Consider the following 22,273-nt stretch of genomic DNA (forward strand, 5'->3'; position numbering starts at 1 on the left):
TTTTAATTAGCGATTTGGGGAGGAAGAAGGGTGTCTTTATTCTTTATTGATATAGTTGGAGTTGAGGTTTTTTGGCCGGGATTGATAGTATTGGGCTTGCTGATTGGTTTTTTAACAGGACTGTTTGGAATTGGCGGGGGATTCTTAGTTACACCTTGTCTTAAAATTATCTTTGGCATTCCTTATCCGATTGCAGTAGGCTCCAGCTTAGCGCAAATACTGATCACGGGTTCTGTTTCCGCCTGGAAACACTGGAGAAACCAAAAGGTTGATGTTTTACTGGGGTTAATTATGGCGGGGGGTGCCCTTGTCGGTACGGAAATAGGAGTGCAATTGCTGGATTTATTAGGAACGAGAAGCTACTTGCTTGTTCATAGTAAAGAATTACCGGCTCTGGATTTAATCTTAAATATAATATTCTTCGTTTTGCTGGCGGGAGTTGGCTTTTGCACAGGGAAAGAAAGTTTTGGCTCTAACGCTAAAGAAGAGGTTGATTTAACTCTCCCTCATAAAATTCAATGCCTAAAAATACCGCCTCTCATTGCCTTGCCACAGTGTGGGATAACCTCCTTATCCATTTGGGTGCCTTTAATTTTAAGTGTCATGGTAGGGGTTTTTACCGGACTTCTTGGCATTGGCGGAGGTTTTATTAATTTACCCATATTAATATACATCCTTGGTGTTCCTACAGCTATTGCTGTAGGGAGCAGCAGTTTCCAGATCTTTTTTGCCTCCGGATATGGAGCAATTCGGCATATGTTGCAAGGTAACGTCGAATTGCTGCTGGTGGCCTTCTTCCTTATGGGTTCCCTGGTTGGGGTACAATTAGGCGTACGGGCTGCTAATCTGGTCGGCGGCAGAAACATTCGGCGCTATTATGTATTGGTAATTTCAGCAGGAATGCTGGTTGTTTTAGGGGATTTGCTGTCAAGTGTATTTCTGTAATCATGGATCTGATGTTCCTAAACCTCCCTCTGTATGGTAAAATGTAGGCAATATGGATGAGGGCGGTATATTAAGTATGCCATCTCCTACTATCTTCTCTGTATGACTTTACCATCAAGGTGACGTCCAGGCCTGGAAGGTAATTCGTAGGAAGGAGGGTATTAATATGTTTTTTCACAACTATAATCCATTGAATAATGTTGCCTTGTCAACCGTTGTCGCGGTACTACCCAGCATCATTCTTCTTTATTTGCTTGTTCTTCATCCTCACCAAAATAAAGAGGGAGATCGTGTACTTGGGATTAGGGCCCCTTATGCAGCTCTCGTCGCAGCCTTAACCGCTTTTGTTATTGCTGTTTTCATCATAGGAATGCCTGTGGCCCAAGCCGGAAGTGCATTTTTCTATGGTGCGGCCGCCGGTGTTTTCCCGCTGGGGTGGGCCTTTTTGGCATTGTTCTTTTTCTATTACACTACACAAGCCGGAGGCGGGCTCCAGATCTTCAAGGATTCGCTTATCTCCCTGGCGTCCGACCGTCGTCTGCAGGTTTTGCTTATTGCTTTTTCTTTCGGAGCCTTTATCGATGGCATTTATGGCTTTGGCTTAGCCATAGCAGCCGCCGGAGCGATGCTGGTGACCCTTGGCTTTCGCCCGGTCCAGGCAGCTGTCCTCTGCTTAATTGCCAATATGGCGCCGACCGCTTGGAGTAGCATGACCTCGGGGACAATCTTTTTGTGGTCAAAGCCGAACTTCTTCGCATTTCTTCATCATCTGTTCCCGATATTTACGCTTTTTGTTTCGTTCTTTCTGATGGCAGTTTTTGTGTTTATGGAAAAGGGCAGGTTCAGGGATGTCTTCGACCTTTGGCCGGCTGCCCTTGTTGCCGGTTTTTCCCTCTCTCTGAGTCAATTCGCGCTGACCCAAGTCAATATGGGTGTTATTATCGATAGTAGGCTTCCCCGTATCGGTTCCGGCTTGATCAGTTTCGTCCTCACCGTGCTCTTTTTATATATTTGGAAACCGCAAAAAAATCCGCAATATGCAAGTGATTCTGGAGAAATACCTTCTTATTCGGCGACTGAAGTTGTCAGAGCCTGGCTGCCCTGGGGGATCTTGGGCATTGTCCTTTGTCTGTGGAGTTTACCCGGCGTGAAAGCATTCCTTGACGGTATTTTCAGCATCTCTTTGCCAATTCCCTTTCTCAATGACCGTGTGGTTCATGTTCCGCCGATAGGAGACGGTGTGAGTGCCATGCACGCAGTCTTTCCTCTTAATCTTCTTTCATCAATAGGTTCAGGAGTTATCCTTGCCGCCGTCCTGTCCGGCATTTTTATCTTACGCCTCAACGGCGGGCAATGGGCAGAGTCCCTTCGGCAAACCTGGGTCAGCTTAAAAATGCTCATCCTCTTTTTGGCCATAATGTTCGGTTCCAGTTATTTAGCTCGCTACTCAGGCCTTGATGCGATAAAGGGTCTGGCCTACACTCAGACCGGCAGCTTTTATCCTTTTCTCGCTTCATTGTTTGGGGCCATCAGTTCCTTAATCTATGGCTGTGTCGCAGCCTCTGCCACTTGCTTCAACGCTGTCCAGGAAAGGGTAGTGGCGGCAGGACAGATTTTTCGCTCTGCTTTCTTTTACATGATGCTCTTGGCAGTACTGCAAGGCTTGCTATTCCTCTAGGGAATGAAAAAGGCTGTCCGAAATCAGCACGCGCGTACTGATTTCGGACAGCCTCGTTTGAATAAAATCCAACAAGATGTTTTACGTTGTCACTGTAATGGGACCATCAATTCCTAAATTTATGCCAGTGCTACGGCCTGTGCACTCTCAGGACGATACATGGAATGTATGAATGGGTTAAAACCAGCCCGGTGGTTATTATTGGTGGTGGAGCTCTGTATGGGATGACAACAGTAATGAAGGTCAATTCAACAAGGAGTGAGTATGATGAAAACTGAGACAGGAACAATCCCCGCCCCGTTAAGATTAATTCCATTATTATTAGTGATGTCTTTGCTCTTGACGGCTTGTTCGTCCGTGCCTTCATCTGTTCCTTCCCCCGCACCTGAGTTGTATGATTCCGAAACAGCGATTAAAAACGAGGATGTCTATGCGCATCAGCAGGATTTCTATACGAACCAGATTTTAAACGGTAAAACGGAGATTACGCCGGAGCTTAGGCTGTTCTTTCAAGACTATTTTTCCAAGAACGGCAATGAGCTGAGACTTCTGCCGGAATTTGCCTTCGGTAAAGCGCCGGCTTGGGACGATCTTTCCCAGTATATTATTTTCAATGCCGGTGAGGACTTTGTGGACGGTTCCATCAGCGAAGAAAAATTTGACCGTCAGATAACGAGATTCTTCTGGCCGGTAATCTACACGCAAAAAGATGGAACAGGCCTTATTTATGAGAATGGGAAATATACCATCAGATATGGTTCTGATGCGCACGGTTGGGCAATTTATGAATTGACCGGACTGAAAAATAAGGGCAAGACCGAAAGAGGGCCGGATAAATGGGAGGCGACGATTCGGGGCTACTTTTTTCATGAACTGGACAGTGACCCTGCCGAAGAAGGTCATTCGGAAAACGGCAAAACAGTCTGGGCAGCAATGAAAAAAGAAGAAAACAAGGGGCTTACCTTCTGGCAGGTGCAAGACAGCCTGGTATTGAAAAATCCGGGCTCAATACTTGAATTGGGCTGCGAATGGACGATTGAGTTTGCGGTAAACGACCCGGAAGGAGACATTCACTTCACCTATATGTCCTGCAGCAGGAGCCCTAAAGACGAGCAAGCGCCGCCTCAGCAGGCGCTGTCCGACATCTATTTGTTTCAGCAGTATCCCAGCGGTTACGAGTTTATCAAAACTGTCTGCGATCTGCGTGGCGAAGCGGCAATCACTAACGAACTGAGAGAAAAATTTAATCTCTTTGCCAGGGATCATCGCTGGTGCTATATGCCGGATATGGATGGGTATGAATCATTTTTTTGATACAGGACGCAGTTATGCCAACTCTCTTGGCTATTCCAACTTTGCCGACGCGGTTTTCTATGCGCTGAGCTATCTGCGCTTTCCGGAAAAAGTCAGCGCGCAGACGGTTCAAAGTACCATAGCGGCCTTATTTGTGGCCAAAGACGGCGTACACCAGCCCATGCCGCATCAGGCTTATGGGAAAACAGCGAACTATGCGGGCGGTTATTACTCCCCCTGGCCGGAAGGGACGCCGGATTTCGACAGGATGTTTTTCCTGCTTACCGGTCTGAAGGTTGAAGAGCAGGAGTCCGGTGAGGTCTATATCACGGTCCGGGCGACAGAGTACTACTTTGCACATCCATCATATATACCTGGTGAAAACGAAAAGTGGCTGGCGGAAAAAGCAAAAGAGCTGGACCTTTCCGATTTGGAAGCAGCAGCCAAGCTCATTGCTGAAAACAAGGTGGATGGCATTAAAGGTGCAAAGGAATACGAAACAACCTTGGTTTATATGATGAAAAATACAGTTCCTGTTGATTATGCACCGCGCGTAGTTTTCAGCCGAAGCCGCAGTATCGAATGATTGTTCGTGGAAGGTCTCCCCAAATCAGAATGAGGAACATTACGGCAACCAGCGAATACTATCTCTATGCAGCTCCCTCATATAAATCTTATTAGCCTTGGTGGATTCAGGATGATTATGCGGGAATGACAAACGTTTTTTGCCAAACTAAGCTCTCGTAAAATGTACATAATAATGCTATAATGATGTACATGAAAGGAGGCGTCAGCCATGCCCCAAATAAGACCGATAACTGATCTAAGGAACACAAATGATATCTCTGACCTGTGTCATGCAAAGAAGGAGCCGATATTCATAACAAAAAACGGCTATGGCGATTTAGTTATTATGAGCATCGAGACGTTTGACGCTATGCTGGAAGGTCGTGAGCTCGACACGGCTATCGCGGAAGCCGAAGCCGAGTATACTTCCGACCACCAGCTTGTTGATGCAAGAGAAGCTCTATCGAAATTAAAGAGGAAACATTTTGGAAAATAAATACGCCGTAAAATTACTGCCTCGTGTCTACCGCGATTTGGACGGCATATATGCTTATATTGCTGAAACGCTGACAGAGCCGGTTATCGCTTTAAAATTGTTGGATTCCTTGGAAGAAGCCATTTTCAGCCTAGAGAGCATACCTCAAAGAGGAGTGTTGAGAAAAACGGGTGCTTATGCCGACAGGGGATATCGCCAGATTTTTGTGGGTAATTTTACAGTTTTATACCGCATTGAGGAAACAAAGAAGCATGTCCTTATCGTTACAGTGCGATATTCGAGAAGCCAATTCTAAACAGCTTTGAGTTGAAGCATTATGACCATCTTAATGATTGATAAAAACAGTGCAAAAGCTCAGTGTTCCTTTATTATTTAGAGTCAAATTCACCAGGAGGGTTAATCCTCAGGATATTCAGCTGCTGCCGCCAAACGGGCGGCCCCCAGCAAAGGAGTCCTTTCATTAAGAATCACATAAATAGGAACCTGGGACAAAAGCTCTCAACATTTTAACCGTTATACTCGGTTGTTGGCCACAGCTTTCAAGAAAAGCTGTGGCCAACAACGGTAATATAGAGTTTTCATAACGAATCATAATTTCAAATCATATAATTGGAGTGTACCGTCTTTTAGCAAGCTAAAGGATTATGCAAAGTTAGTGATGACGAAAAACAACTGGTTTGTGACATAAGGATTAACCTGATAATTATAAATTCTCAGAAGGTAGAGTTGGATAACTTTCTCAGACAAGAGATAAGAACTAATGTATTTCGAGATTAAAATAATTACCACATATCTGAAAACTAGAATTCATCAAGACCTGCCCTGGGATGAGAAAAGAGAAATCATCCGCATGCCTTATAGCCAATGGGCTTAACAGCCAATTCCATGAGTGCGGGGCAGCGAACCGCAGACGGGAGACGGTGGTTCCCTAGGGTTATGGCATTGGAGTGAATAGCTCGAATGCCCTTTTACTTAATATACTCCCATTATGAACATAATTATCCAGAAGTGATTAAACATCGGAAGATTTACTTACGATAATATTTATACAGAGGATCATTTAAAAATATATACAGGAGTGAGGTCTATGAGAGTTAGCATGGACTATAATCCATTGTTGTACTCAAGAACCAATATAAATCTGAGTGCAAACCAAAAGGCTGATGTTTTCTTTAGCCTTCTGGAATCCGCCCCAGAACAAAAAGAGCATGTGGCTACCGACATTTGGGAAGAGTTATCCAAAAGCTATAATATAAGAAATGCATCTTTCAGGGAGATTCAAGAGATATCCGCTAAACTCTATAAAGCAGGGCAAATATCCTTATTTGATCACGGAATGCTAACCTTCGAACCTATGTTGGCTCCGTCTGGAGCCATGAAAGTTAATATACATATGACCCCATTTAATGCAGAGGGTAGGAAAGATTGGATTGCAGAATATGAGCAGCGAGCTCAAAGCGATCTGAAAACCGGCAACTCTATGGGCTATGTTCAAAATCAGAAGGTTGTTGAAATTCTTAGGCATCTTTTTTAATGATTCAGATGAATAACTGTTAAATTATTTTGAAAATGTATTTGAAAGGTGACAATATCTTGAAAGAATATCGTCACTCCATATGAAAATAAATGACTTAACCTCTGCAAGAGTAATCTCTAATAATCGTCTGCAAAGCAATTCTCAGCAATATGAAACATTAAAAATAAATAAAATCTCAAATCAGCCTCCAAAATGGGAGCAACTTCTATCAACCGATCTGCCAAATGTAGCAGATCCAAATACTAATAGTATTAATATTAAGAGGGTGAGATGAAAAATATTGGAACAGTGGATGGTATCCCATTAAATATATTCTTTGACTCTTATGGGATGAATACGAATTTCTCTACCGCTATCCACCGTGATGATCCTGTTAATTCGGATAGAAATAGATTTGCGTTTTTATTACTTGACAAATATACGACAGCACAACGGGCTAAAGCGGATTCACTTAGCGGTCGTTTTCAAATGCTCTACTCGGTTGCTAAGGGTGATATTTCTGTTAAGCAATATAATGAAACAGATTTGGGAAGTGGAGCTGTATCGACAGCTGAATTTTTAACGTCACTAGGAATTGATGTTTCGAAACCATTTTCGTTTAATAACAAAAGTTTTGTGTTGGATAGTAAGGGCAGTCTTCATGCCTTATTACAAAGTAGTCAGCTAAGCCTTCAATAAAATTGAATTGTCAACATGATCGGTTTAATTGAGGCGATTGACACCGGTGTTTGAGAATTACCGTCCTCTTTATCTGCGATATTGTTCTGGCCATTGACCCTACCCAACCTTTCGGACCCTATTCCGCTGGCGAAACAGCTCAAGCAAATAATCCGCAGCAGTTTCCGCAGTGCGCCGGGGCAGTTTCGCGGCCGCATGACTCATTACCTTGATTTCCTCCGGATTTTCCAGAAGATGAGTCAGAATTTGCAGGAGCTCCCCCTCAGTAGCGGCAATTTTTCCTGTTCCAACCCTTCTTAAAAACTCTGAGTTTGCTTTTTCCTGACCGGGGATAGGCTTGTAAATCACCATGGGCAGCTGCTTGGTCAACGCTTCCGACACGGTCAGGCCCCCCGCTTTGGTTATCATAAGATCGGAAACTGTCATCAATTCTTCTACATTCTCCACAAATTCGAAGAGCAGCACTCTGTTTTCTGCTTTTCGGACCAGCGGTTCCAGGGTACTGTATAGTCGTTTATCCCTGCCGCAAACGATCAGCAGCTGGACAGGAAGTTTGTTTTGCATGATCAACCGGCAGATGCCTGCGGCGTTATCCAGAACCCCATACGCTCCTCCCATGACCAGTATAGTGGGCTGATCCGGATCGAGCCCGAATTTTCCGGCCAGCTCTTCCCGGTCCAGTTTGATTTCAAATTTGGGACTGACCGGTATTCCAGTAACCTTAAGGCACCCCGGATCGATGCCCCGTTGAGCCAATCCATCCGCAACCTCTTGTGAGCCCACCAGGTACAAGTCTACACCTTGATGAACCCATTGGTTGTGAATGGCATAATCGGTTACCACGGCAGCCAGGGGAACGGTTAGGAGCCGTTTTTCTTTCAACTGAGCCAAAACGCCGGCTATGGTCGGATAAGTGCAGACAATAAGATCCGGCTGCACAGAATGGATATAGCTGATAAACTCCTGGCGCCCCAAACCATTTAAGAAACGCTGGAACAAGGAATCCGACGGGATATCCGATGTCCTGTAATAGAATTCCCCCCAAAGCTTGGGAGTATATTTGATCATATCAATGTAGGCGGTTTTAATCACCAAATGAAAGGCTTTATTCAAAAATGCTCCGAAATCGGCGTGATAGATCTCAGTGTTGGGCCTTTTAGCCCAGATTGCCTCAATAACCGCCTCAGCAGCCCTGATATGGCCTGCACCAAAGGCAGCGGAAATGACTAACACCCGTGAATTGCTCATATTGCTCAACCTCCTGCAATGAAATTAAAGTGGCAGCCATTTCTGTAAAAGATCTCCTTTGCTGAGTCTTAGCAGCTTGGAATAGTTACGATTAACCGACTTTGAGGGATTTTCGGTTAAGCAGATAGCTAACGCTCCAGAAAATAAGAATTGCTGCTCCGCCGATCACCAGCCAAATCCACATCTTGGCTGTAATCCCCAGATAGACTAAAGCAGTTCCCACATAATAGGGAATGATGGATAAAGCAGCTGTCCAGAAGTAGGGCCACAATTTAATCGACGGAATCATTCCGGCAGCGTAATTGACGATGAAGGCCGGGAGCGGCAGCAGCCGGGCTATAAACAAACCCCAGGTTCCTTTATCGTTAACCCAGCTATCCACCAGCTTAAACCGCTCCGGAGTCAGAAGCTTTTTAAAAAAGAGCTGCCCGTAATGCCTGGCTGCAAAAAAGATAACCAAGGTACTCAGATTGCATCCCAGCCAGGCCAGAAATGTTCCAAGGTATATGCCATAGATCTTCAGGAAGACTACAACCAGGCCTTCCGAAGGGATGGGGGTCAGGCAGAAAACAGCCATGAGCATAACGGCGAGCAGCATTCCCGCCGCTCCTAAATTCTGGATGACAGCCGAAAGCTCAGAACTCCGGTCAAAATAAAGGAAAGCCACAAGTAAAGTCAGAAAAACCCCGGTAATCAGGAAAGCGGCGCCGGAACCTTTAGTTTGCAGGTTTTTTACATTTAAGAGCTTATTCTGCATCATCAGCCTCCCGCTGTTTTAATCACTTACACTATATTAATATGGCTCGTTCCGCTTTCTTAATTCTTATTAAACTGGTTTGGATCAATATGTTAATCTTCTGCTGTTTGTAAAACGAAAAAGTGAAGTAAAAAGTTTCATTTCCACATTAATACAATATCATGGCCCAAACATTTTGTATCCCTTGTATCATTAATTAAAAGTAAAGTGAGGGTAAAAAAATAATGCCAACCTCTGTTTTCTCAGGTGGGCTGGCGCTTGTGGATTTAAGTCCGGATGCGCAATTTACTGGCCATGATGGCCGTGAATATTTCGGCGTATGAGCGCCACGGGGTGTGCTACCCATGTCAAGTTTATATTTGGGGTCTGTAAATGGCTTGAAAATCATTGCCCAGTAGGCAGAAATATCACTAATTTGCTAATAGGACATTTTATAACGGCTACGTCAGCCATGAAGACAGAATTATCTTCGGTTTCTTTACTCGATTTACTGAATGAACTACGGGAAATTTTACCCCAGTTACAGCCCCCTTGGGAATATGTGACAAAGGATGGCTGATCAGGAACGATCATAAAATTGACGTGACCCTGTTTTAATGTTAATATAAATACATACCAAATGGTCGGTTTAAAAAAGGAGATACATTCATGAATGACACAAGAGAACATATTTTGAAAGTTGCATTTAATCTTTTTTTAGTCAAGAGCTATAAGGAAGTAACCATGGCTGAGCTAGTAGAAAAAACAGGAATGTCAAAAGGCGCTTTTTATTATTATTTTAAAAGTAAAGAGCAATTATTTCTGGAAGCAATTAAAAGCTGTATGTCTTCCATAACACCTGATTTTAGTATATTCGACAAGAATTCTCTATATGAGTTTTATCACCAGTATGTAGTTTATCAAAATAGAATACTCAATTCGCTTCAATTATATGGAGATGATCTGGACCGTGGTTTAACTGTGAACTATTACTCACTTGTTTTTGATGCTTTGAAGGTTTTTCCAAGCTTCCGGGAAAGATTGCTTGAACACGAACAAGATGAACTGAAAGCATGGAAAGAGGTTATCTCTACAGCTAAAAAAAACGGAGAGATCAGGTCATTCATGAATGATGAACAAATTGCTAAGGTATTTATCTATACAAATGATGGAATTGCACTCCGTATTAGTTTAATGAAAAACCGCAGTGAGGATGTCAGTGATATCAGTGATACCTTGCTAGAGTTATGGGATAGTTTTTATATGGAACTAAAAGGGTAAATTTTTTTCCGTTAAACATACCGAACGGTCGGTTTTATTTGAATTTATTTTAACTTATTACAAATGTGAATAAGGGGGCAAGTAATATGAAGAATTGTGTATCGCGGATGATATAGGCATCATTAGGATAGGTACGCCACTGCGACTCCGATAGGGCATTTTTAAAGGACTGCGTACGCACTTATAGTCATGTGGGTGAACGAACCGACCTTGGAGGATATTCGCTCTCAGATAAAAATAGGTGACCTATTAAAGAAGTACAAATGAAGTATATGAGGGGGATTTATCGTGTTAGAAAAAATCGGTTTAGCTATCAGGGGCTTTAAAATTACGAAGAAGAAAGTTCTGGCAAGTGTTATTGTACTTATTTTGGCTGGTACAGGAGTAAGAAGTTTCATGGGAAAAACGGAGAATACCATTGCCGAAACTGCTCCAAATATAGTTTATGTCAAAGCCACTGTGGCCGAGAATGTTATTGAGCAAGCAATCATTTCGTATAAGGCATCATTAGAAGCCTCTGAAGAGGGTATTGTAAGTGGCAAGGTCAGTGGTAAGGTAGTTCAAGTGATGTTTGAAAATGGTCAATATGTAACCGAAGGAGACCCGCTAATCAAATTAGATGATCAGGAAATCAGAAACAACATAGCTTCTTCTCAGGCTCAGCTGAAAGCTTCAGAAAATCAATTAGTGTCTTCACAAACCGGGTTGCAGAAAATGCAACTGACCGTAGAAAATGCAGTCCGTACCTATGATCGAACAAAAGAACTTTTTGACGGGGGAGCCGTTTCCAAGGTTGAACTGGAAAGTGCGGAAACAATGTTAAGTAACGCCAAAATTGATCTGGAAACAGAAAAAGCCAATATTGAAACAGCCAAAGCTAATCTTACTACTGCCCAGATCGATTTGAATAATCTTACTGATTCACTGGCGAATACGACAATCACTGCTCCTATTACGGGTGTTTTAGATGAGAAAAGCGTGAGTTTGGGACAATATGCCAACATGGGAGTTGTCCTGGCAAAAGTTAAAGCTATATCGCCAATCTATGCTGTGATAGAAGTAGACCAAAACGATATAAGTTCTTTGCAAGTAGGACAGAGTGCCAAAGTAACCGTTGGCAGTAACGTCGTTAAAGACTATGACGGAATAATTAAAAGTATTGAGGCCTCTGCAGATGCTACTTCAAGAGTTTTTAAATGTAAAGTTGAGGTGGCTAATCTTGATCAAGCACTGAAACCGGGTATTTATGCTAAGGTGGATATTGTAAGTGACCAGACATCAGAAGTGATTGCAGTGCCAACGAATGCTTTGAGTGGAAATCCAGGAAATTATACAGTGTTTGTGATTGATCAAGGGGTTGCCCGTAAACGTATTGTCAGTATCGGGAAAATTTCAAAAGGCTTAGTGGAGATTAAAGACGGCGTAAAAAATGGTGACAGTGTCATTATTACCAATGTGAATACACTGCAGGATGGCGATGCGGTTTCAGTTGTAACGGAATAGGAGGACAAGATTATGTTTTTAACAGATATCAGCCTGAAACGGCCTGTATTTGCCACGGTAATAGTTATTGCTTTGCTTGCCCTGGGTGCTTTAAGTTATATAGGTCTACCCATCAACGAAAATCCTGAGGTCGATGTTCCCATGATAACCGTTACCATTTCCCTGCCTGGAACTGCAGCAGAACAGCTGGAATCACAAGTGACAAAAAAAGTTGAGGAAGCTGTCGGACAAATTTCAGGAGTGAAACACATTTCCTCCACGATTACGGAATCGTTCTCCCAGACAATGATTCAGTTTAGTTCTGGAACGCCAGTCAATGTGGCTGCTCAAGAAATTAAAGATAAAATAAGCAGTATACGGGGTACTTTACCACAGGACATTAATGAACCCATAGTTCAAAAATTTGACTTAGATGCCGTACCCATTATATCTTTCGTGGTCACTAGCCCTCTTTCCAACAAGGACTTATCTCAAGTGGTCGAAGACGAGATCACCAAAAAACTAAATACGGTGAAAGGTGTTGGATCAGTAACCACCTATGGTGCGCAAGTCAGGGAGATACATATCAAACTCGATAAAGAAAAAATGGCGGCTCTGAATGTGACAACTGCGGAAATCACCCAGAGCCTGCAAAGTGACAACATAGATATATCCAGTGGAAAAGTTTCCAACGGTGATAAAGAAGTTTCCCTCAGAACGAATGGTACGGTCAAAGAAGTTAATGATTTCTTGAATATTTTAGTAACCAATCGTCAAGGGACTGAACTTAGAATCAAAGATATTGCCCAAGTGGAAGATACTGTTAAGGAGCCGGACAGTTTATCCTATTATAAAGGTGAAGAATCGATTGGGATTAATATTGTCAAACAATCCGGAGAAAATACCACCCAAGTTGCAGATGATCTTAAAGTGAAACTTGCAGAGATTCAAGCGTCACTGCCTAAAGATGTAAAAATTGATATTGTCGATGACAATTCGCTGGTCATACGAGCGTCCGTGAGTGAAGTTCAGAAAACGTTGCTGGAAGGCTGTATTCTGGCGGTTCTCGTGGTTTTCGTCTTCCTGCGGAATGGGGCAAGCACAGCTATCAGTGCAATCTCACTGCCCACCTCGATTATCACGACCTTTGCCGCTATGAAACTGATGAACTTTTCACTCAACAGCGTGTCATTAATGGGACTTTCCTTAGCGGTTGGATTGCTCATTGATGATGCAATAGTTGTCGTTGAGAACATTGTACGTCACATAAATATGGGGAAATCTCCAATGCAAGCAGCGAAAGACGGTGCGAGCGAGATTGGACTGGCGGTGACGGCTACAACCTTTACCATAGTTGCTGTCTTTCTCCCCATTACCATGGTTGAGGGATCGATCGGGGTCTACTTCGCGGAATTTGGTCTGACGGTTGCTGTCAGTGTCTTGATTTCGTTATTTGTATCCTTTACCTTAGTGCCGTTGATGGCGTCTAAATATTTAAAAAGTGAGAACGATGAATTAGATAAAAAATACAGTCCCCTTGGTAAATTTTTAATATGGTTCAATCACTTGTTTGTTAAACTTGCCGGAGTCTATACAACCCTTCTCAGTGCAGCACTGAAGCATAGGATTAAAACCATAGCTATTGCAACGGCAATGTTCTTCGGCAGTTTGCTCCTTCTTAACTTCATTAATCCTAGTTTTCTAGAATCCTCAGACAACGGAAAGATCACAATAACAGCGGCAACAGATGGAGGGACAACACTGACGAGCGCTGCAGAAACAACTAAACAAATGGAAAGTATTCTTAATAAGTATCCTGAAGTAGTGCACCTGTACTCGACGGTTACACTCAGCAACATCAACATTAGCGTACAGCTTATCGATAAGAATGCCAGAAAAGAGACCTTAAGTGAAACTGCCCATAAAATGCGGGAGAGTTTAAAGCAGATTCCGGGGATTACCCTTTCTATAGAGACTGGTTCAACTCTGGGTGGAGGAGCGAAGGACGCTGATTACCATTTTACCGGCGATGACTTTGAGCAACTTTTAAACTACTCGCAACAAGCGGAGAGCGCCATCAAGAGAATTCCTGGGGCAGTTGATGTAAGCATGAGCTATAAGAGTGGCAAAGCAGAAGCAACCCTTGAAGTGGATCGTGATCGGGCGGCTGATCTCGGTGTGAGTCCACTGGTCGTAGCCAATACGTTGGGAACACTCTTTAATGGTTCTCTTGTAACCCAATATGAAACAGAAAAAGATCGTTATGACGTTAAACTATTGCTCCAAGATGATCAAAAAAAGGACTTTGACAGCTTAAAAGGGATTTATGTGCCTGGTTCAAATAACAGTATGGTTCCTCTTGATCAGGTCACAAAGCAAGTTTTTGCCACGGGCTCTACGACCATTAATAGGTATGATAAGGCCAGAGAAATTCAAGTGACGGCCAATGTCTTTGGTGTTGCAACGGGTGACTTTAACACTCAAATTAAAGCAGCGTTAGAAAATGAAACAAAAATGCCTGCTGGAGTCAGCCAAGTTAGCGGAGGAGATCAGGAAGAGGTGGAGGCAGCTATCCCTGGCTTAATGAAAGCACTATTTTTAGGAATTCTGTTCATCTACTTGATCCTTGCCGCCCTGTTTGAAAGTTTTATTGATCCCTTGGCGATTGTCTTCGCTTTGCCCTTCGGTATTATTGGAGCTCTGTTAGCCCTGTTTCTTAGCGGCAGCAGTTTAAGTATGATGACATTTATCGGCATTATCATGTTGATGGGACTGGTCACTAAAAATGCGATTTTGCTGGTTGACTATGCTAAGCAAAAGCTGGGCGAGGGAGAAGAACTAAGCGCCGCGTTACTTCTGGCGGCATCTACACGACTTAGGCCTATTATTATGACGACTTTAGCGATGATCTTCGGTATGCTTCCTACAGCACTCTCCACAGGATTAGGATCTGAAGGACGCTCACCCATGGCTTATGCCATTATTGGTGGGTTAATCACATCAACTTTTTTAACACTCATAGTTGTACCTGTAATTTATACGTTGTTGGATGATGCTAAAGCTTTTTTCGCAAGAAACAGTTTACGGTTGTAGGGCGAAAATCGGTAAAAAGCTAAACTACTATATTCTTTCATGGCTGAAAACGCCGTTGAGGATTTGGATGAAATTACGCAAATGGATTAGCCTCATTTGATGATTCTAATGTAAAACATGTTTGAAACAGTGATTAAAACGGGGATGTCGTTATGAAAGCTACAGCTGCGGAGATTGGCTATGCTTATCAGCAGGATTTCTATACGAACCAGATTTTAATGGATAAGAATGGTATTAGGTCAGCGTAACTATCTTCCCGGGTTGAAGATAGATCTTAAGTCCGTTTTTGGATCATGCAGGAGAATACCCGGCTGCCGCCGCCAGGTGGGCGGCCCCCAGCAGAGCGGTCCTTTCATTAAGGATCACATAGATAGGGATCTGGGCCAAAAGGTCCCTCAGACGGCCTTTCGCAAGAAAGGCCTCCCGGAAACCATCCTCCTGAAGCTTGGGGAGAATTTTAGGGGGGATGCCTCCGCCCAGATAGATTCCTCCATAAGCCAAGGTCCTTAAAGCGAGATTGCCTGCTTCCGCTCCCAGGATTTTCACAAAGAGCTCCAGGGCTTCTGTACAGAGTGGACAGATTCCGGCGAGGGCTCTTTTTGCGATCTCGGCAGGAGTAGGGATAGGGGCGGGAGCAGGGATAGAGTCAGAGACCGGGTCATGGGTAGGAGCATAGGCAGAGGAGGAATGGGTTTCCCAGTGCAGAAACTGATAGAGATCTGCCAGCCCGGGACCAGAGAGGACTCTCTCATAGCTGACATGACCGTATCGTTGGGCCAGAAAGCGCCATAACCGTACTTCCTGCTCGGTGCAGGGGGCATAGTCCCCATGGGCGCCTTCCGTGGCGCAAACCCGCCCGTCAGCCAGGATCATGGCCTGACCCAAGCCTGTACCGGGGGCGATCAGTGCCCGGTTAAGTGAGGGCCTGGCGAGGGAAAGGGCAGGAGACGAGGCAAGGGAAGAGGAAGGGCTCTCTGCGGAAGGGTTAAGGCAGAGCAAATCTTCCGCTCTTAAATCCATGAGGCCCCGCCCCATAGCCTCGAGGTCGTTGACCAAAATCAGGGGCTTTCGTAATGGTAGGGAAGACCGCAAGGCAGGACAATCAATCACCCGATTCAAATTGGTGAGGAAACACTTATTTCGAGTGATGGGCCCGGCCAGGCTGAGGCAGCCTCCGGTTATGTCTTCAGGAGTTAGGGCTATTTCACCTAAAAATCCTTGTATAAGCGCTGTTAAGTCTTGCCAGTCTTTACTGGGGAAATTCCTTTCCCTGACTAAGACAAGCTCGGTGCCTTCCAGGGAATAAAGCCCTAAGAGAGTTTTGGTTCCGCCGATGTCTCCCGCCAAGTATAGTTGGCCTTTTTCAATGCCTGCATAAGGCAAATCCATCACCTCATCTTTTTTGTATCATGTATTCTTATTCTTGTGAATTTAAAATCCTTGGCAGCAGCTTTTTCCATAGCGTATAGTAGACTTAAAATTCCGAATTTAGCGTAGTGGGGGGTGAACCCTGTGAAAGAAAAATTCCATCTTCTCTCTGAGGTGCCTTTTCTTGCGGATTTGTCACAACAGGATCGAATTGAGTGTGCTCGCGAATTTCACTGGGAGATCTACCCTAAAGGGGCCGTTCTCATTGAAGCAGGAAAAATGCCCGTTGCAGTCTATATACTCGAAGAAGGAAAGCTGGACAGTGAAGATAAGGTATTGGGCATGGTTTCTTTGGTCACGGGTAAAGCGGCCACGGAAACGATTCGTTCTCTGGAGCCGGTTCGCCTCCTGACCATTAAGGCTGAAGATTTCGCCCGAATCTTGTTGCGCTGGCCCCAGATCTACAGCACTATCATCGGCAATTTAACGGATAATCTTGCTGAAACCCATCAAATGCTCTCGGCAAGCCGTTACAAGGAAGTCTTACGATCGGCCATTCAACTTACCCGGTATAAAGATAAATTTTACGGGATCTGGGGCAGTGTGAAAACCACCCATGAGGTAGAACGCTTGTTTAAGAAGCTCCAGCAGACTGAGGGGCATTTGCTGATCAGGGGAGAGAGAGGCACGGGCCGGCAAATGGTGGCCTGGTATGCTCATCAGCAGCTTTTTGGGGAGACGGCTCCCTTTGTTGTCCTGAATGGTCAGCGTTTTGAACAGCAATGGGGTTATCTGCTCAAAGAGGAAAAGAAAGCTGCAGAAAGCTCTTACGCTGCTTTTACGTTTGAGGATATTGCCGCAGGGGGGACCCTTTTCATTCAGGAAATAGATCAAATTACCCCTGAGCTTCAAATAAGGCTGGCTCAGGTGCTTGGCACTGCTCATCATTCCTGTCTGGTCATCGGCAGTATTCAGGAAGATACCAAGCATAAGGATCCCCAGCTTATGCCTGAATTGGCTGCTTGTTTTGAGCATAGTTACTCCATAGCGCCCTTACGGGAGCGTAAAAGAGATATCCCGATCATCGCTCAAGGCATTGTGGAGAGTTTAGCTCAGAAGCATCAGCGCAATGTACCTGTATTAACCTCTGAAGCGACACAACTTCTCCTGTCTCATAATTATCGCCAAGGCAATGTAACAGAGCTTATTCAGGTCATGGAGCGGGCCTTCTTTCTCGCCGATCAGGATGTCATCGGGTTAGAGCAAATCTTTTTTGGTCCCACTGCGGAAAAGATCGGGAGTAAAATCAATCTTTTACAATGGGGATTCTTTAAAAGTTTATTCAAAAGTAGGAAGCTTCTCCACAGTCTGCAATGGATTTCGGCAGTTTTGTTCCTTCTCCTGATTGTCGGACTGGTTTTCCTTCCTCAATTGCCTCTTACTATGAAAGTTTTTGTCTTAGTTTGGGGCCTTTGGTGGCCTTCTCTGGCTATTCTATCCCCTTTATTGGGGAGACTATGGTGCACTTTTTGCCCTTTTTCCAAAATTATGGAGTTTGTACAAGATCGCTATCACCCGAAACGGCCGCTGCCCGCCCTCTTTGTCAAATATGATTATCTGATGGTGAGTGTTTTATTTGCTCTGATCTTTTGGGCGGAAATCTTTACGGGCATGCGTTCCCATATGCTTTTTACCGCTTTGCTGCTCCTGGTCATTCAAGGTCTGGCCATCATCGTCAGCGTTCTTTATCCCCGCCATGCCTGGTGCCGGCATTTTTGCCCGTTGGGAGGCTTTATCGGGACGGCCTCCATCGGTTCTCTTTTAGAAGTAAGAGCAGATGCAGCGGTATGCCTGAATAAATGCACCACCTTTGACTGTTATGTGGGCAGGGATGGGGTCAAGGGCTGCCCGATGAGTCAGCATTTGCCCTATCTGGATAATAATTTGGATTGCAAATTATGCTTTAAATGCGTCAGCAATTGCCAGCATGAGAATGTCCAGGTCAACTTAAGAGTGCCGGCACGGGAGGTTTGGCATTTGACCCGTGTCAATCAAGGGTATGCTGTTTTTATTGGTATGCTCATGGGAATCCTTTTTCCGATCATGGTTTTTGAACCTCTTCATGGCTCTATGCCCCCGAATCAATGGCAGCTTTGGTTTACCTTGACTTATTTGCTGGCGGCCCTGCTGGGCGGAGCACTTGGTTGGTGGCTGGGGAAGCCTTTTAAGACGAAAGCGGCTTCGAAGCGGATTAAATTGGTATTTGCCTTTATTCCCCTGATCATTGGCGGGCATATTGTGTATCAAATAGGCTATATTCCAGGGATTAATGATCTGTTTTTGGGGATGGGATACTATGAAGAGACTGGGATGCAGACCCTGTTTATTACGGCCAAAAGCTTGGGCTATGGCCTTGCCGTGTTTACGGGAATTCTCTTAACTGCTATTACGGTAGGATTAACCCTTCATCAATACAGCAAAGCGAAAAATATTAATCATTGAACTTGCTCTTTCTTGCCCCGGGCCAGGGAAGCGAAGATGCCCAGGAAACAGAGTATGGTAAAGATAATAAAGCTTAGTTTAAAGCTGATCATGAAAACCCGGGGATATTCCGGGGAATAAAGGCTGGTATTGCCGATAAAGTGCGATGTCATTAAGGATACGGTAGCCATGCTTAGGGTCTGCCCTAAGAGCCTCATGGTTCCTAGGGTAGATGAAGCGATGGAGTAATAGCGTTTGTCCACCGAACTCATGACGGCATTGGTGTTGGGGGAGGCAAACAGTCCATAACCGATACCGATGAACACCAAATCTGCGACAATCAAGGCAATGGGTGTGGAAGACGTAAAGAAGATGATCGGGAGGAGTCCCGCAGTAACGATGCCCATGCCCACAGAGGACAGAATGCGGGGCTGGATCTTGTCGGATAACCGCCCGGCAAATGGGGAGAGAAGGGCCATGAGGACGGGTTGGGAGAGGAGTATAAGTCCCGCCAGGGAGCTGTCCAGCCCTAAGATAAGCTGGAGGTACAGGGATAAGAGGTAGCCTAAGGCGAAAGTAGCAAGGTAATTGATCGCTGTGGCCAGATTGGAAAAGATGAACGGTGTATTTTTAGCGAAGATCCTAAGGGCAAAGATGGGGGAGTCGCTCTTGAGTTCAACCCGGATAAAGATCCCTAAAAGGACCAAGCCGGCAATCAGCAGGAGAGTATAAAAGGGAGCTAGAGCTAAATTGGATAAGGCAAACAGCAAGAGAGTAAGGCCGGAAATCCACAGAGCAGCTCCTTTATAGTCGTAAACCTCTCCTGCGGCGGCTTTCCACTCCCCTGTCAGCTTGGTAAGGATGAGCACCAGGATCAGAGCGTCTACGGCGAAGCCAAAGGCAAAAATTGCTCGCCAGCTGATGAGCTTGACAAACAATCCCCCTAAGACGGGGCCAAGGGAAAGCCCGATATAGACGGCGGCAGAAGCAATGCCCAGGGCTTTACCCCGTTGTTGGGGAGGAACCACCGTCGTCAGAATCGCCATGGATGTACCGGCGATCATGGCATTGGCCACTCCTTGGCAAAGCCGGAAGAAGATTAAAACATTAAAAGAGGGAGTCAGGCTGCAGCCTAAGGAGCTTAAGCAAAATAGACCGATGCCAATCAGAAAGAGCTTCCTTCTGCCGATAATATCTGCTAAGCGTCCGCAAGGGATGGACAAGGCGGCACTGGTTAACAGATAAATGGTTACCACCCAATTGAGATGCAATTGGGTTACGGTAAAGTCAAGAGAAAGTGCGGGAATAGCAATATTCACGGAATTGGACATAAAGGCCCCGATAAAGGATGTTAAGAGACAGATGATCATGGTCGAGCGGACGAATTGATTGTCGTAAGTCATACTGATACTCCTTCATAGCCGGACTGAAAAGTAGTATTTTTTGGTTTTTCTTTGCTTGGGAATCGATAATCGATTAAACTATGACTATAGTCAAAAATAAGTAAGGATGGTCATCATGTCGGGATATAGTAAAGAATATGAGATCTTTTATTTCCAGGTGGATCAGTTTGGGGAAGCTTCGGTAATAACTATATTGGACTTTCTTGAAGATTGTGCTATAGCTCATTCCGAGGCCGTAGGACTAGGGATCGAATCCCTCCTGGAGCAAAGAACCTGCTGGGTGCTTAATCGTTGGCGGTTGGAGATGGAGCGCTATCCCCGTTTAGGGGAAAAGGTCACCATAGAGACTCTTAATATAGGGTTTGAACGGTTTTATGGCGAAAGGGTGTTTACAATCAGAGATTCCCAAGGGAATATCATAGGCAAAGCCGGTTCCCTGTGGATTTACTTAAATATTGATAAAAGGCGCCCCACCCGGATCCCACTCCAATTTGCTGATCAATATGGGGTGCCGGAGAGCTATGAAGGGAAAGAGCCTTTTGAGGATTTGCCGGAAATCACGGATATCCACACGGAGATAAGGTTTCATGTCCGAAGAAGCGATATTGATACCAATGGCCATGTCAACAATACACGGTATGTCGAGTGGATGCTGGAAGGGATATCTGAAGAGTCTCTAAAAGATTACAGGCTGCGCCGGCTGGAAGTGATCTATAAGAAAGAAACCCCATATGGTACGGACATACTGTCCCAAGGCCAAGGAGCCAAGGATGCCGGACTCGAATATCTGCATCGCGTTCTTGATCAGTCAGGAGAGAGGGAGCTGGCCTGCGGCAGAACGGTCTGGACAAAGCGTTAATTCGGAAGTTTTATAATTCAAAAGATTGATTCAGCTACTACTCAGAATAGTCCTTTGCTTCAAGGGTTTCAATAGCTATTTTATGAACTTTTTTATTTTTTGAACATCGAGGAGAATGACATGAGACTTAGACGAAAAGCCTGGGCAAGACCTGAGCTGGAGAGTGATCCTAAAGTTATCTATAATCCCATGCATTATAAGGAAAATTGGCAGGAGGCTTTTGGCAATAACTGCCCTATTCATCTTGAACTGGGCTGCGGACGAGGGCAGTTCATCAATCAATGTGCAGAGCTGAACCCTCATATCAATTATATAGCTATCGATCTTTATGATGAGGTGCTGGTCAAAGCTCTGCGAAAAATTAATGAGAAGGCTCTCCATAATGTCAGAGTTATTCCGATGAATATTGCCAAGCTGGAGAGTATCTTCAAGCATGACCAGATAGAAAAGATCTATATTAATTTTTGCAATCCATGGCCCAGCCGCAGGCATCATCACAAAAGACTGACACATCCTCAATTTCTATCGGGCTATAAAAAGCTTATGAAAGACCATTCAGAAATATGGTTTAAAACAGATGATGACGAACTGTTTAAAGATAGCTTAAAGTACTTTGCCGAGGCAGGCTTTATTGAAAAGTACAGAACCTTTGATTTGCATCAAAGTGAATTCACCGAAAATATTAAGACAGAATATGAAGAAAAGTTCAGCAACCAGGGAGTTAAGATTAAATTTGGGATATTTGAGGTCAATAAGGGTTCGCAGGATTGATAAATCAGGTCGAGCTTCCAAGTTCCCATTGACTTGGAAGAAAATTATGGTTATAATCAATAACTGTCGGCACGGTAACACCGTGCAGGATTTGCGCTCGTAGCTCAGCTGGATAGAGCGTCTGACTACGAATCAGAAGGCCAGGGGTTCGAATCCCTTCGAGCGCACCATATTTATTCTGCGGGTGTAGCTCAATGGTAGAGCACTAGCCTTCCAAGCTAGCTACGTGGGTTCGATTCCCATCACCCGCTCCAGATCTAATCATAGCAACGGTTTGAACGATTTAGATTTTTCGTTCAAACCGTTTTTTCAAAGCAAAGCAGGAGCCATGCTGCTAAGATGACTTTTGACAAACAT

General features: G+C 44.5%; 18 protein-coding genes and 2 tRNA genes. 16 read left to right on the plus strand and 4 right to left on the minus strand.

Going from position 1 to position 22,273, the window contains the following annotated elements; translation table 11 throughout:
- Window positions 1-30 precede the first annotated feature (30 nt).
- The 8 genes from BUA14_RS22120 to BUA14_RS22155 all read left to right on the plus strand — a co-directional run bounded on the left by BUA14_RS22120 (window position 31) and on the right by BUA14_RS22155 (window position 7,194).
- Window positions 31-945 carry a sulfite exporter TauE/SafE family protein gene (locus BUA14_RS22120; protein ID WP_072774594.1) on the plus strand — a complete coding sequence of 305 codons (915 nt, stop codon included), beginning with the start codon at window positions 31-33 and terminating at the stop codon, window positions 943-945.
- A gap of 166 nt (window positions 946-1,111) precedes the next feature.
- Complete coding sequence (locus BUA14_RS22125; RefSeq protein WP_072774595.1) at window positions 1,112-2,623, plus strand: L-lactate permease; 1,512 nt, start codon at window positions 1,112-1,114, stop codon at window positions 2,621-2,623.
- 264 nt (window positions 2,624-2,887) lie between these two features.
- Complete coding sequence (locus tag BUA14_RS28605) at window positions 2,888-3,937, plus strand: hypothetical protein (protein ID WP_242954728.1); 1,050 nt, start codon at window positions 2,888-2,890, stop codon at window positions 3,935-3,937.
- On the plus strand, window positions 3,921-4,502 hold the full coding sequence (locus BUA14_RS28610) for a hypothetical protein (protein WP_242954729.1): 582 nt from the start codon (window positions 3,921-3,923) through the stop codon (window positions 4,500-4,502). The genes BUA14_RS28605 and BUA14_RS28610 overlap by 17 nt, the downstream gene beginning before the upstream one ends.
- 210 nt (window positions 4,503-4,712) lie before the next feature.
- Window positions 4,713-4,979 carry a type II toxin-antitoxin system Phd/YefM family antitoxin gene (locus BUA14_RS22135; protein ID WP_072774596.1) on the plus strand — a complete coding sequence of 89 codons (267 nt, stop codon included), beginning with the start codon at window positions 4,713-4,715 and terminating at the stop codon, window positions 4,977-4,979.
- Window positions 4,969-5,274 (plus strand): type II toxin-antitoxin system RelE/ParE family toxin, encoded by a 306-nt coding sequence (locus BUA14_RS22140; protein ID WP_072774597.1) that lies wholly within the window; start codon window positions 4,969-4,971, stop codon window positions 5,272-5,274. The genes BUA14_RS22135 and BUA14_RS22140 overlap by 11 nt, the downstream gene beginning before the upstream one ends.
- 792 nt (window positions 5,275-6,066) lie before the next feature.
- Window positions 6,067-6,513, plus strand: coding sequence for a hypothetical protein (locus tag BUA14_RS22150; protein ID WP_072774598.1), 447 nt, complete (start codon window positions 6,067-6,069; stop codon window positions 6,511-6,513).
- Between the two features lie 273 nt (window positions 6,514-6,786).
- Window positions 6,787-7,194: a hypothetical protein gene (locus BUA14_RS22155; RefSeq protein WP_242954730.1), complete on the plus strand. Its 408-nt coding sequence runs from the start codon at window positions 6,787-6,789 to the stop codon at window positions 7,192-7,194.
- Window positions 7,195-7,293: 99 nt separating this feature from the next.
- Here the strand turns inward: BUA14_RS22155 and BUA14_RS22160 are convergent, their stop codons facing one another.
- Both BUA14_RS22160 and BUA14_RS22165 read right to left on the minus strand, forming a co-directional pair.
- Window positions 7,294-8,442, minus strand: coding sequence for an MGDG synthase family glycosyltransferase (locus BUA14_RS22160; protein WP_072774599.1), 1,149 nt, complete (start codon window positions 8,440-8,442; stop codon window positions 7,294-7,296).
- A 91-nt stretch (window positions 8,443-8,533) separates the two neighbouring features.
- On the minus strand, window positions 8,534-9,202 hold the full coding sequence (locus tag BUA14_RS22165) for a TVP38/TMEM64 family protein (protein WP_072774600.1): 669 nt from the start codon (window positions 9,200-9,202) through the stop codon (window positions 8,534-8,536).
- 645 nt (window positions 9,203-9,847) lie between these two features.
- Here BUA14_RS22165 and BUA14_RS22170 point away from each other — a divergent pair.
- The 3 genes from BUA14_RS22170 (at window position 9,848) to BUA14_RS22180 (ending at window position 15,034) form a co-directional block, all read left to right on the plus strand.
- Entirely contained in the window at window positions 9,848-10,459 is a 612-nt protein-coding gene (locus tag BUA14_RS22170; protein ID WP_072774601.1) for a TetR/AcrR family transcriptional regulator, read from the plus strand.
- A 288-nt stretch (window positions 10,460-10,747) separates the two neighbouring features.
- Window positions 10,748-11,962: an efflux RND transporter periplasmic adaptor subunit gene (locus BUA14_RS22175; RefSeq protein WP_084078799.1), complete on the plus strand. Its 1,215-nt coding sequence runs from the start codon at window positions 10,748-10,750 to the stop codon at window positions 11,960-11,962.
- Between the two features lie 12 nt (window positions 11,963-11,974).
- Window positions 11,975-15,034 (plus strand): efflux RND transporter permease subunit, encoded by a 3,060-nt coding sequence (locus tag BUA14_RS22180; protein WP_072774602.1) that lies wholly within the window; start codon window positions 11,975-11,977, stop codon window positions 15,032-15,034.
- Between the two features lie 291 nt (window positions 15,035-15,325).
- Here BUA14_RS22180 and glk read toward each other — a convergent pair whose 3' ends face one another.
- Entirely contained in the window at window positions 15,326-16,423 is a 1,098-nt protein-coding gene (gene glk / locus BUA14_RS22185; protein WP_072774603.1) for a glucokinase, read from the minus strand.
- Window positions 16,424-16,546: 123 nt separating this feature from the next.
- On the opposite strand from glk, the gene BUA14_RS22190 reads away from it, so the two are divergent.
- Window positions 16,547-18,904 (plus strand): AAA-type ATPase lid domain-containing protein, encoded by a 2,358-nt coding sequence (locus BUA14_RS22190; RefSeq protein WP_072774604.1) that lies wholly within the window; start codon window positions 16,547-16,549, stop codon window positions 18,902-18,904.
- Here the strand turns inward: BUA14_RS22190 and BUA14_RS22195 are convergent.
- Window positions 18,898-20,286, minus strand: a complete 1,389-nt coding sequence (locus BUA14_RS22195; protein WP_072774605.1) for an MFS transporter — start codon at window positions 20,284-20,286, stop codon at window positions 18,898-18,900. The two genes, BUA14_RS22190 and BUA14_RS22195, sit on opposite strands and share 7 nt — an antisense overlap.
- 115 nt (window positions 20,287-20,401) lie before the next feature.
- On the opposite strand from BUA14_RS22195, the gene BUA14_RS22200 reads away from it, so the two are divergent.
- The 4 genes from BUA14_RS22200 to BUA14_RS22215 all read left to right on the plus strand — a co-directional run bounded on the left by BUA14_RS22200 (window position 20,402) and on the right by BUA14_RS22215 (window position 22,170).
- Window positions 20,402-21,145, plus strand: a complete 744-nt coding sequence (locus BUA14_RS22200; protein ID WP_242954731.1) for an acyl-[acyl-carrier-protein] thioesterase — start codon at window positions 20,402-20,404, stop codon at window positions 21,143-21,145.
- 120 nt (window positions 21,146-21,265) lie between these two features.
- A complete protein-coding gene (gene trmB / locus BUA14_RS22205) occupies window positions 21,266-21,916 on the plus strand; it encodes a tRNA (guanosine(46)-N7)-methyltransferase TrmB (protein WP_072774607.1) in 651 nt (216 codons plus the stop codon).
- A gap of 93 nt (window positions 21,917-22,009) precedes the next feature.
- Window positions 22,010-22,086 (plus strand) — tRNA-Arg (locus BUA14_RS22210).
- Window positions 22,087-22,096: 10 nt separating this feature from the next.
- Window positions 22,097-22,170: transfer RNA gene (locus BUA14_RS22215), tRNA-Gly, on the plus strand.
- The last annotated feature ends 103 nt before the right edge of the window (window positions 22,171-22,273 follow it).

Origin of the sequence: Desulfitobacterium chlororespirans DSM 11544 (assembly GCF_900143285.1) — a bacterium.
In the GTDB taxonomy this organism is placed as follows: Bacteria; Bacillota; Desulfitobacteriia; order Desulfitobacteriales; family Desulfitobacteriaceae; genus Desulfitobacterium; species Desulfitobacterium chlororespirans.